This is a genomic window from Myxococcaceae bacterium JPH2, assembly GCA_016458225.1.
Lineage (GTDB): Bacteria > Myxococcota > Myxococcia > Myxococcales > Myxococcaceae > Citreicoccus.
The window spans coordinates 30,661-48,303 of record JAEMGR010000009.1 but is presented as its reverse complement, the minus strand read 5'-3'; the positions used below and the strand labels follow the sequence as shown (position 1 = coordinate 48,303).

14 protein-coding genes are annotated in these 17,643 nt (G+C 71.2%); 5 read left to right on the top strand and 9 right to left on the bottom strand.

Features of this window, described 5'->3' with window-relative positions:
- Window positions 1-6 precede the first annotated feature (6 nt).
- The gene (locus JGU66_15510) at window positions 7-1,581 is read right to left on the bottom strand and encodes a hypothetical protein (protein MBJ6762180.1); all 1,575 of its coding nucleotides are present in this window, start codon (window positions 1,579-1,581) and stop codon (window positions 7-9) included.
- Between the two features lie 96 nt (window positions 1,582-1,677).
- Window positions 1,678-2,361, bottom strand: a complete 684-nt coding sequence (locus JGU66_15505; protein MBJ6762179.1) for an HlyD family efflux transporter periplasmic adaptor subunit — start codon at window positions 2,359-2,361, stop codon at window positions 1,678-1,680.
- 146 nt (window positions 2,362-2,507) lie between these two features.
- Here JGU66_15505 and JGU66_15500 point away from each other — a divergent pair, with 146 nt between their 5' ends.
- Entirely contained in the window at window positions 2,508-3,806 is a 1,299-nt protein-coding gene (locus JGU66_15500) for an OmpA family protein (protein MBJ6762178.1), read from the top strand.
- Here JGU66_15500 and JGU66_15495 read toward each other — a convergent pair.
- Complete coding sequence (locus JGU66_15495) at window positions 3,769-4,689, bottom strand: cyclic nucleotide-binding domain-containing protein (protein MBJ6762177.1); 921 nt, start codon at window positions 4,687-4,689, stop codon at window positions 3,769-3,771. The genes JGU66_15500 and JGU66_15495 overlap by 38 nt on opposite strands.
- A 161-nt stretch (window positions 4,690-4,850) precedes the next feature.
- On the opposite strand from JGU66_15495, the gene JGU66_15490 reads away from it, so the two are divergent.
- On the top strand, window positions 4,851-7,778 hold the full coding sequence (locus JGU66_15490) for a PAS domain-containing protein (protein ID MBJ6762176.1): 2,928 nt from the start codon (window positions 4,851-4,853) through the stop codon (window positions 7,776-7,778).
- Here JGU66_15490 and JGU66_15485 read toward each other — a convergent pair.
- The 6 genes from JGU66_15485 to JGU66_15460 form a co-directional block, all read right to left on the bottom strand.
- Entirely contained in the window at window positions 7,770-9,233 is a 1,464-nt protein-coding gene (locus JGU66_15485) for a hypothetical protein (GenBank protein MBJ6762175.1), read from the bottom strand. The two genes, JGU66_15490 and JGU66_15485, sit on opposite strands and share 9 nt — an antisense overlap.
- 154 nt (window positions 9,234-9,387) lie before the next feature.
- Entirely contained in the window at window positions 9,388-10,524 is a 1,137-nt protein-coding gene (locus JGU66_15480; GenBank protein MBJ6762174.1) for an ABC transporter permease, read from the bottom strand.
- Between the two features lie 12 nt (window positions 10,525-10,536).
- Window positions 10,537-11,673: an ABC transporter permease gene (locus JGU66_15475; GenBank protein MBJ6762173.1), complete on the bottom strand. Its 1,137-nt coding sequence runs from the start codon at window positions 11,671-11,673 to the stop codon at window positions 10,537-10,539.
- 4 nt (window positions 11,674-11,677) lie between these two features.
- A complete protein-coding gene (locus JGU66_15470) occupies window positions 11,678-12,613 on the bottom strand; it encodes an ABC transporter ATP-binding protein (GenBank protein ID MBJ6762172.1) in 936 nt (311 codons plus the stop codon).
- Complete coding sequence (locus JGU66_15465) at window positions 12,610-13,368, bottom strand: ABC transporter ATP-binding protein (protein MBJ6762171.1); 759 nt, start codon at window positions 13,366-13,368, stop codon at window positions 12,610-12,612. The genes JGU66_15470 and JGU66_15465 overlap by 4 nt, the downstream gene beginning before the upstream one ends.
- A complete protein-coding gene (locus tag JGU66_15460; GenBank protein MBJ6762170.1) occupies window positions 13,365-14,429 on the bottom strand; it encodes an HlyD family efflux transporter periplasmic adaptor subunit in 1,065 nt (354 codons plus the stop codon). Before JGU66_15460 ends, JGU66_15465 begins: the two co-directional genes overlap by 4 nt.
- A 249-nt stretch (window positions 14,430-14,678) precedes the next feature.
- Between JGU66_15460 and JGU66_15455 the strand changes: the two genes are divergently transcribed.
- From JGU66_15455 to JGU66_15445, 3 genes are read left to right on the top strand one after another with little or no spacing between them, the layout of a single operon-like run.
- On the top strand, window positions 14,679-14,867 hold the full coding sequence (locus tag JGU66_15455; GenBank protein MBJ6762169.1) for a hypothetical protein: 189 nt from the start codon (window positions 14,679-14,681) through the stop codon (window positions 14,865-14,867).
- A gap of 15 nt (window positions 14,868-14,882) precedes the next feature.
- A complete protein-coding gene (locus JGU66_15450) occupies window positions 14,883-16,220 on the top strand; it encodes a HAMP domain-containing histidine kinase (GenBank protein ID MBJ6762168.1) in 1,338 nt (445 codons plus the stop codon).
- Window positions 16,213-17,634 carry a sigma-54-dependent Fis family transcriptional regulator gene (locus tag JGU66_15445; GenBank protein MBJ6762167.1) on the top strand — a complete coding sequence of 474 codons (1,422 nt, stop codon included), beginning with the start codon at window positions 16,213-16,215 and terminating at the stop codon, window positions 17,632-17,634. The genes JGU66_15450 and JGU66_15445 overlap by 8 nt, the downstream gene beginning before the upstream one ends.
- Window positions 17,635-17,643 lie beyond the last annotated feature (9 nt).

Sequence of the window (17,643 nt, the reverse complement as noted above, 5' to 3'; positions counted from 1 at the left end):
CCGAGGTCAGGGCACGGATTCCGTCAGCTGAGGGGCGGGGCCCATCACCCGGTAGTGCCAGAAGGCGAACCCCGAGCTGCGCAGCAGCGGAGCGTCGTCTCGCGCGATCTGGACTCCATGCTGCACCTGCAGCTTGGGGGGCTCGCGGTCCTCCGCCTCGGCCTGGACCCAGACGACCGAGGAAGCCGTCTGCACCGCGGGGATGAGAAAGGGCGTCCGCTGATAGTCCCCCGAGCGGGGGAGTGGCCGTGCCGCGCGGTCGTCCGGAGGCTGCAACGCGGCGATGAGATAGACGCGCCAGTAGTCTCCGAGCAGGAGCGTGCTCGGAGCTGTCTCGGACAGGGCGCGGGCCGCCGCCCGGGCTTCGGCGTAATGGGGGTTCTCCGGTGGCGGCTGACGAATCATGAAGCTCGCCAGGAGCAGCGCACCCGCCACGAGGATCCCCGCGGCGAATCGCAGGCTCGCCGGGACGCGCGCGGCGAGCGCGGAGAGGATGACAGCTCCCAGGCCCATCTGCGCGAACAGCAGCGTGAGGCAGAAGTAGCGCGGGTTGAAGTCGTTCAGGCGCACGTGCTGGATGAGCACCAAGGCGGGAATCTGCGACAGGGCCACGAGCGCGCAGCCGGCTGCGAACCAGACCGTGGGAGAGGGAAGGTGGGCCTGTCGTCGTGCCGCCACCCAGCTCCAGAGCCCCGCTGCCACCAGGGCCGCGAGTACTGCCAGCGAGGGAACGGGGCCGTCCATCAGCTGACCCAGCACCTGCCGCGCGTTCTCAAGCAGGTAGCCTCGGTCCAGCTTGAGCTGGGTGCGGTAGACATGCCCGAACGCTTGCTTCGCGAAGCGGTGGTAGAGGACTTGGAGTTCGCGCTCCACGAGGAACGCACCCAACAAGGGCACGAGCGGCGCCAGTCGCCATGCGCGCGCCCGGCCGGTGCCCTCCACGCGGGCCTTGGCGACCTCGAGGCCCGCGAGCACGAGGAGCGACGGCAGGCTCGAGGAGGACATCCACATCGCGAGCGTCGCCGCGAGGAACGCGAGGGCGCCGTGGACCATGACTCCGCTGCGTTCACGGGCCTGCGCCTGGGCCCGCAGGGCAAGCCAGCTCCATGCCAGTGCGGCGATCTGCCAGCCGTAGGGCTGCGAGAGGTCGAGCGCGTAGCGCGCCTGCCCGGGCGAGAGCGCCAAGACGAGCGGAACGAGGAGCCACAGGCCCCGCCGCAGGGGGCCCGCGGGGACCAGCCCACCCAGCACGAGCGCCGTGGGCCATAGCGCCACGAACATCACGCGCTGGAGTCCCTCGGCCGTCCAGTCCGTTCCTCCCAGCGCGCGAGCCAGGAGGAAGGGCCACATGCCGAAGCGGTCCTGTCCGAAATAGAAGATGTGAAAGAGGTCCAGCGTGCGCGCCCGCGTCACCAGGACCGGGATGCCACTGTCGGACGAGAACTCGACGAGCCACGGGGACGAGGGCGGGATGAGCCGCACGACCAGCAGCAGCGTGAGTGCCCAGGCCAGCCCAGCGACGAGGGTCGCGAAGACCGCCCGCCCGTGGGTCACGGCTTTCCATCGCTGCAACAGGTTCACGCGCGCTCGCCGGGTTCGCGCCGCGGATCCACTTCACGCCGCGGGCAGGGCGCGACTCTAGGCACAGCCTGGGGGGCTCACCCAAGGTGAAACGCGCTAGCGTCGAGGCACCGTCGCCTTGCCCATCATCCCGTCCATGTACACATGCGAGCGCCCATCGATGAGGTACGTGCGCGAGGGCACGTGGGCCCGCACCAGGACGGCCGCCTCGCCCGGGGCCATGCCCGGCCACGGCTGCCCCTGGCTGACCGCGCGGGCGGCCTCGGGCGGCTCCACGGACTCGATGGTCGTCTCGATGACGGAGGGGATGCCGGGGATCCGGTAGCGCAGCGTCATGCCGGGCGCGAGGTCTCCGCGATAGCGCTCCGGGAACAGCGCGACGAGGGAGGGCAAGGCGTTCGGTGCCACCAGCCACAACAGCAGCTGCCCTGGCCGCACCGCATCGCCGGGGTTCGCGCGCACGTCGCCCACCACGCCAGTCCGAGGCGCCTTGAGCGCCACCGGGCCTCCCTGTGTCGCGAGGCGCGCGAGCACCTGTCCTTCCTCCACCGGCTGCCCCGGCCCCACGAGGAGCTCCTGGAGCTGCCCCTCGGCGCCCGCCTCGAAGGGAACTCGCTCGCCCATCTGCACGAGCACGCCCCCCTGGATGTCCCCAGGGGAGCGCGCCCACAGCCCCACGCCGACGAGCAGCGCGACGAGGGGCAGCGCGATCCAGGCCCAGCGCCCGCGGCGTGGGGATGTCGAATGATCCTGCGACGGACTCGATGGGGCAGGGGGCACGGGTTCCTCCGCGCGCAGGATGGGGCAGTCCGGTGGGGCCTTCCAGCACGGAGGCGAGGCCCGCGGTCGCGTTTGCGCCCCCTGGAGCGCCGGGGTTGCGGGGCTGTCCGGGCACAGGTGGGCCGGGATGCGACTCCGAGGCATGTATGCCTGCATCCTCCCGACGCCCTGATGTGCCATGCTGTCAGGCCGTCGTGATCCTGTCCTCCTTCAAAGCCCTCCTGGTCCTCCTGCTGGGCCTGCTGGCCAGCGTGGCGCGCGCCGCCGAGCCGACGCGCGAGGACGCAGTGCGCGAAGAGCTGGAGCGCCAGCTTCGCGAGATGGTCCCCGAGTCCCCCACCGAGGTGGTCCTCTCGTTCGAGGGCTTCGCTCCCGAGGAGGGCTACAAGGTCGTCGAGACCGACTTCGTCCTCGACGGCAAGCCGCTGGCGGTGCCCTCGGTGGAGGAGCTGAACGCGGCGGGTCCGCATCGGCTCGCGGTGGTGAAGGTGGAGCCGGGCGAGCACACCCTGGTGTCGCGCGTGAGCCTCGCGAACGACTCATGGAGTCTGTTCAGCGCGACCAACGGCTTCTTGTGGAAGCTCACCGCCTCGGTCGGCTTCCAGTCGCAGCGGGGGCTGCGCGTGCTGGTGAAGGTCGTCCCCGCCGTGGTCCCCAACGCGCCGGATCCGCGCCTCAAGCTCAAGCTCGGGCACCAGGTGACGGCGGAGATGATGAAGCCCGTCCAGGAGGTCTCGCAGGCGGAGCTTCATCCAGATGCGGGCACGCCAACGCCGCGCGTCCAGGCCCCGGCGTCTCCTCCGACGCCCACCGCGCGACCCGGGCGGCTGGTGCTGAAGGTGACCGCCAAGAAGAAGCCCGTGGCCGCCACCGTCTTCGTGCGAGGTGCCGCGGCGCCCACGAAGGTGTCGGTGGACGCCAAGGCCCGCAAGCCCGCGGACGTCGCGGTCACGGCGGGCACCTACAACGTCGACGTGGTGGCGCAGGGCTTCCTCGCCCAGACGCGCCGCGTGCAGCTCGCCGCGGGCGCGGAGTCCGCGCTGGCGTTCGCGCTGGTGCCCCAGCCCAAGCCCGCCCAGCGCGCGACGGTGAAGGGCAACCACGTGGAGCTGCCCACCCCCCTGGGCTTCCCCGAGCAGAAGCCCGCTCCCGACAAGGCGTCCCTGGCGACCGTGGACCTGGTGGTCGACGTGCTGGTGCGCGAGTCGGGAACGCGCCTGCGCATCGAGGGGCACACGGACGGTCAGGAGGTGCCGGCCGCCGCGCGCAAGGGCCTGTCCGAGGCGCGGGCCAAGGCGGTCGCCGAGCTGCTGACGCGGGCGGGCGTGGATCCGGCTCGGGTGGAGACCGCGGGCCTGGGCGACAGCCGGCCCAAGGCCCCCAACCTCATTCCCCGCGGTCGGCAGCTCAACCGCCGCGTGGAGTTGGTGCTCCTGCGCCCGTAGGCACCTCGGCGTCCAGGCCCATCACCTCCATGGTGTGCTTCAGGCGCTGGAGCCCCATGCGCACGAGCGCGCCGCGCAGCTCGGGTTGGCTGAGGAAGAACTTCTCGAAGACGTCGCGGTCCAGCCGCAACAGCGTGCACGGCGTGAGGGTCCGCACCGTGGCCGTGGCCAGGCGGCTGCGCAGCAGGGAGATCTCCCCGAAGAGCGCCCCCTCCACCAGCTCCGGGTAGGACGTCACCCGGCCATCCTCGTAGGTATGGAAGACCTCGCAGCGCCCGCGCAGGAGCAGGTACAGCGCGTTGCCCGGCTTGCCGCGCGTCAGGAGGGACGTACCGGCGTCCAGGGTGCAGGGCACGAACGCGCTGCCCAGTTGGCAGCGCAGCTCGGTGGAGAGTCCCGCGAGCAGGGGGCTGCTGCGCAGCGCGTCCGCGAGCAGCCGGGCGCGGCAGGCCTCGACGATGGCCTCGCCCTTCACGCCGTAGCGCTCCTCGGCTTCCTTCACGCCCGCCTCGGTGATCTCCAAGAGCTCGGTGCTCTCCAGGGCCACCACGCTGGCGGTGCGCGGCGTCCCGGTGAGCATCGCCAGCTCGCCGAAGAACTCACCGGCGCCCAGCTGCCCCACCTCGTCGCGCGCGCCATCCCGCGCTTCGCGCACCACGGACACGCGCCCGCCCAGGACGACGAACATGGAGCGGCCGGCCTCTCCCTCGCGGACCACCACCTGGCCCGCGGGATAGAAGCGCGTCCACATGGGAGGGGCCGCCCAGGCCGTGTGCACGTCGCCCAGGCGCGAGTCGCTCGCCTGCGCGTCGCCCGCGGGCGCCTGTGCGCCGCGTTGCTTGGGCGCGAAGAGGGACAGGATGCGTGCACTCAGCAAGGACATGGGCCCTCCATGACGCCGGGGTGAGAACCCGGGGTGGCGTGGGGCGCACCATACCTTTGCCCGGCATCCAAGCAGTAGAGCGCTTCGCGTGGCCGGGCGCCGGGCCCTCGAATAGGGGCGGGGGGCGCGGGGTTCTCGCACCAGGTACAGGGGGGGTTCGCATGGTCTCGCGACCGCCGCCGGGGCTTGTGCGGCCGACGGTGGCTCCACCGGCGTCATCCCAGGACGACATCCTCCGGTACATCTCGGAGAGCAGCGATGACCTCATCGCCGCCCTGGATACCGGCTTTCGCTTCGTCGCCTTCAATCCCGCCTACGCTCGGACCTTCGAGCAGCTCTTCGGCGTCGCCATCGCGGTGGGCATGGACCTGCGCGCGGCGATCCAGCACCCGGCGGATCGGGCCAACGCCGAGGCCGCCTGGGCTCGCGCGCTCCAGGGCGAGGCCTACACCCTCGTCTCCGATTTCGGGGAGCTGCGCCGCCTGCGCCGCACCTATGAAATCGTGTTCCGGCCGCTCTGTGATGCCGCCGGCACGCGGCAGGGGGCCTTCCACATCGCCCGGGACGTGACCGAGCGAGAACAGGCTCAGGCGGAGGTCCGGCAGCTCACCGCGAAGCTGGAGCGCCGCGTCCGGGAGCGCACGTCGCGCTGGAAGTCCACGTCCCGCGAACTCGCGCGGGAGCGCTCCCTGATGATCCAGACGCTGGACCGCGTCACCGATGCGTTCTTCGCGGTCGATCGGGACTGGCGCCTGACGTACATGAACCAGCACGCGGAGCGCCTCATGCGCCGAAGCCGCGAGACGCTGCTGGGCCGCGAGCTGTGGACAGCGTTCCCGGAGCTGGTGGGCGGCGCGTTCGAGCGCAGCTACCGGCGCGCCCTGGCCGAGCAGCGCACCCTCGTGTTCGAGGAGTTCTATCCCTCGCTCGACTCGTGGTTCGAGGTGCGGGCGTACCCCTCCGATGAGGGCCTGTCCGTCTTCTTCCGCGACATCGGCGAGCGCAAGCGCGCCGAGCTGCACCTGCGAGACTCGGAGCGCTTCATGCGCTCGGTGCTGGGCGCGCTCTCCTCGGACCACGAGGACGCGCGCGTGCGCCGCGCCGCGATGGAGGCCCAGCGACTGCTCGCGCGCGAGGAGGCGGCCCGCAAGGAGGCGGAGGCCTCGCGCGAGGCCATGGTCGCGGCGCTCGAGCGCATCGAGGACGGCTTCGTCGCGTGCGACCTCTCCTGGCGCTTCACCTACGTGAACCAGCACGCCGAGGCCCACATCGGGCGCCCTCGCGGCTCACTCCTGGGGCGCTACGTCTGGGAGGCGTTCCCGGCGGCGGTGGGCTCGCCGTTGGACCACCTGCTGCGTCGGGCGGCGCAGACCCAGCGGGTCCAGGAAGAGGAGCTGCCCTCGTCCATCTCCGACCGGTGGCTGCGCGTCGTGGTCCACCCGTCGCCCGAGGGACTGTCGTTCTACTTCCGCGATGTCACCGCGCGTCGCGTGGCACAGCAGGAACTGCGGCGCTCCGAGGCGAAGCTGTCCGGCATCATCGCCATGGCCCTGGATGCCATCATCGTGGTGGACGCAAGCCAGCGCATCCAGCTCTTCAACGAGGGCGCGCGCCGCATCTTCGGCTATGCCCCCGAGGAGGTCCTCGGACAGCCGCTGGATGTCCTGCTTCCGGAGGCGTCGCGCACGCGCCACCGCGAGTTCGTGCAGCGCTTCAGCGAGCAGTCAGGCGCGCCCTCACGGGGCATGGGCGAGCGGGCGGGAATCCTCGGCCGGCGCAAGAACGGCGAGGTGTTTCCCGCCGAGGCATCCATCTCCCGGCTGGACCTGGATGACGGACGGGTGATGGTCGCCATGCTTCGCGACGTCACCGCCCGGCGCAACGCGGAGCGACGGCAGCACTTCCTCGCGGAGGCCGGAGCCGCCATCACCCACACGCTGGATTGGGAGGACACCGCGCGGGCCATCGCGAGGCTCGCCGTGCCGCTGCTGGCGGATGGCTGCGCGGTGGTGGCGCGCGACACCGAGGGCAAGGTCGAGCCTTGCACCGAGGTGGCGGCGAGGAGCCCGGCGCTCAGCGCGCTCTTGCGTGCGGCCGTGGCGCGGCCTCCTCGGGGCGCGCTGGGCGGAGTGGTGGAGCACGCGCTGTCGACGGGCGAGGCCGTGCGGTGGGACGCGCCCGCGGGCGATGCCTCGGGGGTGGTGTCGGTGCTGGCCGCGCCGCTCGTGGCGCACGAGCGCACGGTGGGCGTGCTGCTGGCCGCGGTGGGGCCGGGCCGGCGCTATGACGCGGACGACCTCGCGCTCGCGCGGGAGTTCGCCCGCCGTGCCGCGCTGGCCATGGAGAACGCGCGCCTGTACCGCGCCTCGCGCGAGGCCATCAGCGTGCGGGACGAGATGCTCGGCATCGTGTCACACGACCTGCGCTCGCCCCTGGGCGCCATCTCGCTCCTGTGTCGCGTGACGGCGCGGCACCTGCCACCGGGTGAGCCCGGCGAGCGCGGACGCGAGGGGCTGGAGAAGATCCGCCGCGTGACGGTGGGGATGAACCGGCTCATCGAGGACTTGCTGGAGGTGGCTCGGCTGGAGTCGGGACACTCGCCCTTGGATGCCGAGCGCCTGGAGGTCCCGGGGCTCCTGGCCCAGGTGGTGGAACTCAACGAGCCCCTCGCCACCAGCCAGGGCCTGACGTTGCGCGTGTCGATGGAGGGCAAGGACTCCGCGGTCTGGGCGGATCGCGGGCGCGTCCTGCGCGTGTTCCAGAACCTCTTGGACAACGCCATCAAGTTCACCCCGCGCGGCGGCAGCCTGCTGCTGCGCGCCGAGCCGTGGGGGGACTTCATGCGCTTCTCCGTGTCGGACACGGGGCCGGGCATCGAGCCGGCGGCGCTGCCGCACGTGTTCGATCGCTTCTGGCAGGCCCGCCACGCGCGCAAGGCGGGGGCGGGGCTGGGCCTGGCCATCGTCAAGAGCGTGGTGGAGGCCCACGGCGGGCTCGTCAAGGTCGAGAGCCCGCCGGGGCAGGGCGCCACGTTCGCGTTCACCCTGCCGCTCGCGACGCCCCAGCCTCCGGCTCAAGCCTCAGTGTGACGCCACCGGCTGCGCGATGCTCTCGGAGGTCGAGCGGCGCAGCACCGGCGCCGAGGCGCTCAGCGTGCCCACGTACAGCCGGCCATGGAAGCCCTTGTCGTTCGTCTCCGAGAAGAGGCGCACGCCGCGCGGGGTGTCCATGCCCTGGCGTGCCTCGGCGTTGGGGCTGAGCGCGAAGGTGTCACACGCCACCTTCTCCCAGACGTTGAAGCGGCACGCGAACTGGGTGCCGCGCTGGAAGCCCACGTCGAGCGCCTTCACGCTGTCGGCCCCGAGCTGGTGCGAGAGCCGCGCGCCGAGCGGCTCGAACTTGCGATCCCACCGCACGCTGACGGTGCGCACGTGCACGTCACCCGCCAGCACCAGCGTCCAGGCGTCCGGGTTCTTCGCGCGGTGAGCCATCAGGTGCTGCTCCATCTCCGCCTCGCGCGCATTGCCCGACGCCGCGTCCGAGTCGAAGGCAATCACGGACACCGTGCGCCCCGAGGCCCGCAGGCGCCGTGCCTGCTCCACCAGCCGGAGCATCGCGCTGCTGCTGCGGCCATCCTGGTACGCGCGGCGCCAGAACGCGCTGTCGCGCAGCAGGCGCTCCAGGTCCGCCGGGCGGCCCTCGCTCGTCATGTACGCGTCCAGGATGCGCTGCTCGGACGCGGGGAGGGACAGGGCCAGGGACACGGGCACGTCGCGCGCGGTCGCGTCGCACAGCAGCCGCGTGGCGGCCTCGGGCAGCTCGCGCGTGCCGAGCGGATCCGCCAGCATCAGCACGTGGCCCTTCTGGATGAGCGCCTCGTCGCCCGGAAGGGGCGCGCCGCAGTCGGCGGGCTCGCGCTCGGCGGTCTCTGTTTCCGAGCTGTCCTCCGACACCATCGAGAGCATCGGCACCGAGGCGTTGCCGCCCACCAGCTCCAGCGAGGGGACCATCTCCAGCCGGGCGAGGAGTCGGCGCTCGATCTCCAGGTCGCGCGTGCCGCGCACCAGCTTGAAGCCCTCCATGGCCGGAACGCCCTCGAAGGTGTCGTGGATGAAGGTCTTGCGCGACAGGTACTTCTCTTCCTCCGCGAGACGGTCGCCGATGAACTTCGGCTTCTCGTCGATCTTCATCTCGTTCTCGCTGTAGCGGAGCCGGAAGACGCGCACCACCGACTGCCGCGGCGCCACCTGCACCCCGCGAACGAAGTAGCGCTCCCAGGAGCGATTGCCCGGGAGGTTGAGCCCCGGCTCGTGCGCGGACGTGTACAGCTCATGCGTCCCGGCACGCTCGAAGACGTCGTACTTCATGTCCTCGAAGACGTGTCGCGTCATCATCAACGCTTCGTCGAGCGGCACCAGGTACACGGTCTCCTGGGTCGGGACGGCGTCCTCGTCCTCTGCTCGCGTCTCCGCGGACTGCCCCCGCGAGCCCGACACGCTCGCGCAGCCCATGCACAACAGTCCCAGCATCCAGTGCCACCGCATCGCATCGCTCCCGTCAGTCCAGGTCTGGCCGAGGCCCTCAGCACGGAGGGCTTGCTCACACGCCCGTCAACGTCCACGACGCCTCTGACATATCGTCGGGAAGGCAAGTGGCGGAAGGGGGCTCGGGGTCTGGCCATCGTCGGGGGTTGGATGGCTACGCGGCGGTCTTGTGGAATCGACGGGTCGCAATGCCCAGCATCAGCACTCCAAAACCTGAGAGCAGGAGGAACTGTGGCCACAGGTCGGAGAGGCCCGCTCCCTTGAGGAGCACACCGCGCAACACTTCGGCGTAGTGGCGCACCGGATTGAGCCAGGTGATCCACACGAGCCAGTCCGGCATCGCGCGCAGCGACGTCATCACGCCGGACAACAGCACCGCCGGGAGCATGAAGAGGAAGCCGCCGACGAAGGCCTGCTGCTGCGTGCGGCTGGCCGTCGCGATGAGCAGCCCCACACCCAAGGTGGACATCAGGTAGAGCAGGGTGGCCAGCGCCACCAGCAACAGGCTTCCGCGCAGCGGCACGCCGAACACCCACGTGCCCACGCACAGCGCCAGCCCCACATCCACGAGCCCCACGAGCAGGAACGGCGTCACCTTGCCCAGCATCAACACGCTGGAGCGCAGGGGCGTCACCTGGAGCTGCTCCAGCGTGCCCGTCTCGCGCTCACGCGCCAGTCCCATGGACATGATGATGGTGGTGACGATGAGCAGCAGCATCGCGGCGATGCCGGGCACCACGTACACCGCGGTCTCCAGGGCCGGGTTGTAGAGGACGCGCGACTCCAGCGTGACCGTGGGATGGGGAGGTTCGCTGCCGAAGCGCCGTGCCCGCTCCTGGCCCAGGGTCGCGGCCCGCGCGGCGGCGTGCCGAGCCACCGCGTCCACGGCCACGCTCGAACGCACCGGATCCGAGCCATCCACCAGGGCTTGCACCCAGGCGCCATCGCCGCGCAGCAGGTCCTTCTCGAAGGACGGCGGGAAGACGAGCGCCACCGAGGCCGCGCCATCCTCCAGGAGTGTCGCGGCGGCCCGCTCATCGTGTGGCTCCGCTGTCAGTTGCAGGGTGTCTCCCGCCAGCAGGGTGCGGGCGTGCTCGCGGCTCTCCACGGTCTGACTGCGATCGACCACGGCGGTGGGAACGCGCCGCACGTCGAAGTTGACGGCGAACCCCAGCACGAAGAGCTGCATCAGCGGTGCGATGGTCAGCAGCGCCATGACGCGCCGGTCGCGCACCGTCTGCCGGACCTCCTTCACCACCACCGCGCGGTACTGCACGAGGAGCGGATGCATGTGTCCGGCCTTTCAGTCGAGCCGGCGCTGGAAGCGCGCCATGGCCACGGTGAGGATGAGCAGCGCGAAGAGGGCGAGCGCCCCGAGCTGGGGCCACAACACCTCCAGCCCGTTGCCGCGCAGCAGCACGCCGCGCAGCACGCTGACGAAGTAGCGCGCGGGGATGAGCGTGCTCAGTGCCCGCAGCGGTGCGGGCAGGTTGGAGATGGGGAAGATGAAGCCCGACAGGAGCATCGAGGGCAGCATGGACGTCAGCGTCGCCACCTGGGTCGCCACCACCTGATTGCGCGTCACCACCGAGATGAGCAACCCCTGGCCCAGCATTCCGATGAGGAACAACAGCGCCCCCAAGCCGAGCACGGGCAGGCTGCCTCGAATGGGAACGCTGAACACCCACGCGCCCGCGGTGAGCACCAGCAGCACCTGCGCGAGCCCGATGCACAGGTACGGCAGCAGCTTGCCCACGACGATCTCCATCCGTCCCACGGGCGTGGCGAAGAGCTGCTCCATCGAGCCGCGCTCCCACTCCCGCGCCACCGTGAGCGCCGTCATGAGCACCGCGACGATGGCCAGGAGATACGCCGCCAGCCCCGGCACGACGAACAGCGCCGAGCGTCCCGCCGGATTGAACAGCGTGCGGATCCGCACCTCCACCGGAGGGGCGGGGATGGGCGCGCCCGCGCCAGCCAGTCGGGTGCTCGCGACCTGGACGAGCGCCTGTGCCTTGGCGAGCACCTGCGTGGCGGTGTTGCCGTCCGCGCCGTCCACCAGGAGCTGCACCTGGGCGCCTCCTGAGGACACGTCCCGCGCGAAGCCCTTGGGCAGAACCAGCACCGCGACAGCGCGGCCTCGCCGAGCGTCACGCAGCGCCTGCTCCGTTGACGGGCTCTCGGTGCCGACCACGAACTCCTCGGAGGCGGTGAACTGGCGCACCAGCTCGCGCGAGGCCCACGTCCGGTCCTGGTCCACCACCGCCAGGTCCAGGTGGTCCACGTCGAAGCTGATGCCGTACCCGAACAGCACCAGCATCACCACGGGCATGGCCAGCGCGAGGTAGAGCGTGCGGGGGTCGCGGCGGATGTGCAGCACCTCCTTGCCCGCGATGGCGAGGATGCGACCCATCGAGCGACGGACAGTCGAAGCACCCATGGCGCTAGTCCTCTCCTCGCTGCGCGGAGGCCGTCAGGGCCAGGAACACGTCATCCAGCGTGGGCGCGGACTCCTCCAGCTCCAGCGGATCCACGCCCCGGGCGCGCAACCACTGCTCCAAGCCGTGCGCCTCCATTCGCGTTGGATCCACGCGCACCGTGGCCCCTGAGCCGAAGCGGCTCACGTCCAGCACGCCGGGCTCGCCGCGCAGTCCCTCGAGCGCCTGGGCCAGCCCGGGGCCGCGGACCTCCAGCACTCGGCCTGGGGCGTGGTCGCGCTTGAGCGCCTCGGGCGTGTCGAGCGCGACCAGTCGCCCGTCCACCATGATGCCGATGCGCGCGCAGTTCTCCGCTTCGTCCATGTAGTGCGTCGTGACGAAGACCGTGGTGCCTTGCGCGGCCAGATCGCGGATGAGCTGCCAGAAGGAGCGACGCTGGAGCGGATCCACGCCCGCCGTGGGCTCATCCAGGAAGACGATGCGCGGCCGGTGCATCACCGCGCTCGCCAGGGCCACGCGCTGCTGGAGACCGCCCGGCAGCGAGCCCGTCACCTCATTGCGCACGGCGGTCAGTTGCATGCGCTCCAGCATCGCGTCGATGGCGGTGCGCAGCGCGGCGCCGTGCCCACCATACGCGGCGGCGAAGAACTCCAGGTTCGCGCGCACCGTGAGGTCCAGGTAGAGCGAGAAGCGCTGGGACATGTAGCCGATGCCCGCCTTCACGCGCTCGGGGTCGCTCGCCACGTCGTGGCCCGCCACGCGCGCATGTCCCCCCGAGGGTTGGAGCAGGCCGCACAACATGCGGATGGTGGTGGACTTGCCCGCGCCGTTGGCGCCCAGGTAGCCAAAGATTTCTCCGGCCCCCACGGTGAAGCTCACGTCATCCACGGCCTTGAAGTCGCCGAAGCGTCGCGACAGGTGCTCCACCTCGATGACGTTCACGCGGCCCTCCCGTCGCGGCGGGCGATGAGCGCCAGGAACACCGACTCGAAGCTGGATGGAGACACGCCATGCTCGCGCGCGAGGGCGCGGGGATCTCCCTCCGCGATGAGCTGTCCCTCGTACAGCAGGCCCACGCGGTGACACCTCGCGGCCTCGTCCATGTACGGCGTGGACACCACCAGGGTCATCCCCTCGTGCACCAGTCCGTAGAGCAGCTCCCACAGCTCACGGCGGCTCACTGGATCCACTCCGTTCGTGGGCTCATCGAGCAGCAACACGCGAGGCCGGTGGAGCAGGGCGCACGCGAGCGCGAGCTTCTTGTACATGCCTCCGGACAGCGCATCCGCGCGCCGCTCCGTGAAGCGCCCCAGGCGGGTGATGTGCAGCAGCCGCTCCCGCCGCGATTCGAAATCGGGTCGAGTGAGGCCAAACAGGTGCGCGAAGAAGCGCAGGTTCTCGGCCACGCTCAGGTCCCCGTAGAGCGTGTTGCGTTGTGGCACGAGGCCCAGTCGCTCGCGTGCCTCGCCGCGCGGATGGGCGGGGTCCACGCCCAGCACCGTCGCGGAGCCCGCATGGGGCTGCAGGAGTCCGGAGAGGATGCGGATGGCGGTCGTCTTCCCCGCGCCATCGGGCCCCACGAGTCCGTACACCTCACCCTGGCGCACGGCGAGCGACACGCCTCGCAGCGCCTGGGTGGCACCGAAGCTCCGCCGCACGTCGCGCAGCTCCAGGTCCCACGACTCGGTGGCGCTCATGGGCGCTGCTCCGCCACCGAGGCATCGGGCGTGGGCCCCAGGAGGATGTCCACCGGCATGCCCGGCAGCAGCGCCCCGTCCGGCGCGTCGATGTGAACCTCCACCGGGTAGACGAGCCGATCGCGATCGCTGCGCGTCTGCACGTTGCGCGGCGTGAAGGCCGCTTCGCGCGACACCGTCACCACGCGCGCCGAGAAGGAGCGATCCGGGTACGCATCTGCGTGGACCGTGGCGGACTGCCCCGGGCGCGCGGCGGCCAGCTCCGCGTTGGGCAGGTAGAACGTCGCCTTCGGGTGGCGCGTGTCCACCAGTCGCGCCAGCACCGTGCCCGGCATCGCCAGGTCTCCGGGCTCCAGCGGCAGCGTCTCCACCGTGGCGCTGAGCGGGGCGCGCAGCTCACACTCGTTCACGGCGACGCGGGCCCGCCGCAGCGCTGCCTCCGCGGCCTGGACCGCTTGGAGCGCGGCTTCAGCTTGCTGCTGACTGGCGCGCTCCTGCTCGGTGGCCGCGCGGGCCTGTCGCGACGCCGCGGTGCTCGCGTGGCGCGAGGCGATGAGCTGGCGGCTCAGGGCATCCGCCTGGGCGCGGGCCTGATCTCGCGTGGACTCGGCCGCCGCTTCGCCCAGCTTGTCGATGCGCTCGGCGTTGCGTTGCGCGAGGCCGAGCTGATCCGCCAGCGACTCCTGCTGCGCCGCGGTCCCTTCCGCCTGCGCGGCGACGGCCTCGCTGCTGCGGCCGGCCGCCACGGCCGATGTCCGCGCCGCATCCGCCTGGGCCCGAGTCTGCGCGAGCCGCGCCTCTGCCTCGGCGAGCCCTGCCTCGGGCTCATTGCAGTCGAGCGTGGCCAGGAGCGCCCCCTTCTCCACGGAGGCGCCTTCCTCCACATGGAAGGCGACGATGCGCGCGTTGAGGCGCGAGCGCACGTCCACCACCGTGCCCTCCACCACGCCCGAGCCACCCGGCGGCCCTTGCGCCGCGCGGCGCTCCCGCAGCAGGCGCGCGCCCAGCAGCGCAGCGAGAACTCCAATCAAAGCGACGAACAGCAGGACGGCGCGGCGCATGACCCCTCCCGGCCCACGAGTCACCGTGGTGCCACCGGCGGCCCGCTCGCAAGGCCCGTGCCGGTGATGCCTCACGCTGGAGGAGCCGAGGCACCCGTCGGAAGCCCGGCCGACCGGACTGCCGGAAACCCGACACCTGTCGGATTCCAGGCAGGGGCGAGGACCGCGCCTCCCTCGGGACAGAGCGTGGCATCGCCATTGCTCAGGGGAGGCCGGGACCACTCGCCACACTTGGAGGGCCGCTCTCCCATGCTCGACATGTTCTTGTTCTACGGCCTCGCGCTTCCCTGGAGCGTCAAGGCGCTCGCGCGCCCTGCGCCGCGCCCCATTCCCGCGCGCCGTCCGGTGCGCGCGAAGCCGCGTCGGGCGCAGGCTCCGAAGGCCCCCGCGCGCTCCACACGACGGCGTACCATGCGCACGCGGACGAAGACGAAGTGACGTTCCGAGGTGGCCATGGACACGGCGAGGCAGCGCGACTTCAACGAGATCCAGCTCCGACACTTCAGCCGCGTGTTCGGCCGGATGGTGCGCGTGCGGTTGCACATCGGAAAGCTGCTGCTGACCGCGACCGCGATGGCGGCGGTGTTGGATCCAGCCCTGTGGCGGCGCGTGGCCGTGGGCATGCTGGTGGCGGGCGCGGTGGGCCTGTCGGTCTTCGAGTTGTGGCGTTTCGGCCGACGGGGCCTCACGGCCTCCAGCATGCCGTCCAACCTCTGGGGCAGCCTGGTGTTCCAGGTCGGGTTCATCGTGTGCACGGGAGGCATCGCCAGTCCGCTGCTGCCCGCGCTGCTGCCGCTGTCCTTCGTGAGCGGCATCGTGCTGAAGGACGACGCCCGGCGGATGATCCTCGCGGCGAACACCTTCGCGTTGTCGGCGCTGGCGTGGCTGCAGCTCTCCGGAGTCTTGCCCGGCCTGCCCTTGAGCTTCCTGGGCTCGGCGCCGCCTGCGTTCCTCCTCGTGGGGGTCATCGTCGTGGCGGTCCTCGGAGTCATCGCCAACCGCGCTGGCGCGCTCATCCGCGTCGCCTTCGACAACATGCTGGAGGATGCGCTCGACCATCGCGATGAGCTGCTGGCCGTCCACCGCAACCACGCCCGCGAGCTGGAGGCGCTGTCGGGGGAGATCGCCCACGAGCTGAAGAACCCGCTGGCGACGGTGAAGGGACTCACGCAGCTCATGGCTCGCGAGCCCGGACGGCCGCAGCCCAGCGAGCGCCTCCGCGTCCTGTCGTCGGAGGTGGCGCGCATGCAAGGCATCCTCGACGAATTCCTCAACTTCTCCCGGCCGCTGGTGCCGCTGTCCGTCAGCGCCATCGACCTCGCGGAGCTGTGTGACGAAGCGCTCGTCCTGCATGAGGGGCTCGCGTCGGAGCACGCGGTGCGCCTGCTCCGCGAGGGTTCGGGGCCGGTGCTGGCGCGGTGTGATTCGCGCAAGGTGAAGCAAGTGATGATGAACCTGCTGCACAACGCCATCGAGGCCAGTCCACCCGGGGCGCACGTGGTGATGCGCGTGGGCACGACGGACACAGGGGACGCGCGGGTCGCGGTGGTGGACGAAGGCTCGGGGATCGCGCCCGAGCTGGGCGAGCGGGTCTTCGAGGCAGGCGTCACGTCGAAGGCACGAGGCTCTGGGTTGGGATTGACGGTGGCGCGCGCGCTGGCGCGCCAGCACGGCGGGGAGCTGCGTCTGGAGAACGGGCGGCCGAGCGGCTGTGTGGCGGAGCTGGTGCTCCCACGAGAGCTGCCCGAGGGCGCATTGGGCACAGGTGGGGAGGCGAGGGCGCATGTCTAGGGATTCGGCTGTGCCCGGAGGCCCGCGGGTCCTGGTGGTGGATGACGACGCGGGCGTTCGCTTCACCTTGCGAGAGACGCTGACCAGCACCGCCCAGTTGGAAGTGGACGAGGCCGTGGATGGCGAGGCCGCGCTTCAGGCCATGGCCGAGCGCGCCTACGGATTGGTCATCACGGACCTGCGGATGCCGCGCATGGATGGCATGCAGTTGGTGCGGCGCATCCACGCGATGCCGCATGCACCTCGAGTCATCGTCATCACGGCGCATGGCTCGGAGCGCTTCGCGGTGGAGGCCATCAAGGCCGGGGCCTACGACTACTTCCGCAAGCCCTTCGATGTGGACGAGCTGTTGTCCGTGGTGTCGCGCGCGCTGGAGGCAGTGCGCCTGCGAATGGACAACGAGCGGCTGGCCGGAGAGCTGAACCTCTCGCGCTCCATGGTGTTCGCCTCCGAGTCGATGAGCCGGCTGGCGCAGCTCGTCCAGCGCGCGGGGCCGCGAGACGTCACGGTGCTGGTGACGGGAGAGAGTGGCACCGGCAAGGAGCGCGTGGCCGAAGCGCTGGTGCGCGCCTCCCCACGCGCGGACAAGCCCTACCTGTGCTTCAACTGCGCCTCGCTCACGGAGGACCTCGCGGAGGCTGAGTTGTTCGGCCACACGAAGGGCGCCTTCACGGGAGCGCACCGTGAGCGCGCGGGTCTGTTCCGCGAGGCGGACGGGGGCACGCTGTTGCTCGACGAAGTGGGGGAGCTGGCGCCCACGCTCCAGGCCCGCTTGCTGCGTGTCCTGCAAGAGGGCGAGGTGCGGCCGGTGGGGACGGATCGCCCGGTGAAGGTCGACGTGAGGATCCTGGCCGCCACGCACCGTGATTTGCGCAAGCTCGTGGCGGAGGGGCGCTTTCGCGAGGACCTCTTCTACCGGCTCAACGTGGTGCATCTGCGCGTGCCGGCGCTGCGCGAGCGGCCCGAGGACATCCCGGTCCTCGCGAGGATGTTCCTGGAGCGCTTCCGAGACCGCTTCCACGCCGGGCCTCTGAAGGTGCCCTCGGGCTTCATCGAGCGACTGACGGCCATGCCGTGGCCCGGCAACGTCCGCGAGTTGGAGAACACGCTGGAGAGCATGGTGGCGCTCTCCAGCGACGGCGAGCTGGATGTGGCCTTGCTCCAGCGAGCGGATGCGACGTCGACCACGGCCGCACGCGGCACCGCCTCAGGCGCTGGAGAGGCTGTCGCGGGCGCGGGGCTCAAGGAGCGCGTGGAAGCCTATGAGCGAGGGCTCGTGCTGGACGCGATGGCATTGGCCGGAGGCAACCGCAGCGAGGCGGCGCGGCGTCTGGGAATCGGCCGCGCGACGCTGCACGACAAGCTGCGCAAGTATGGGTTGGACGGGACGGAGGAGGGCGGGGCACCGGTGTGATCCGCCCTC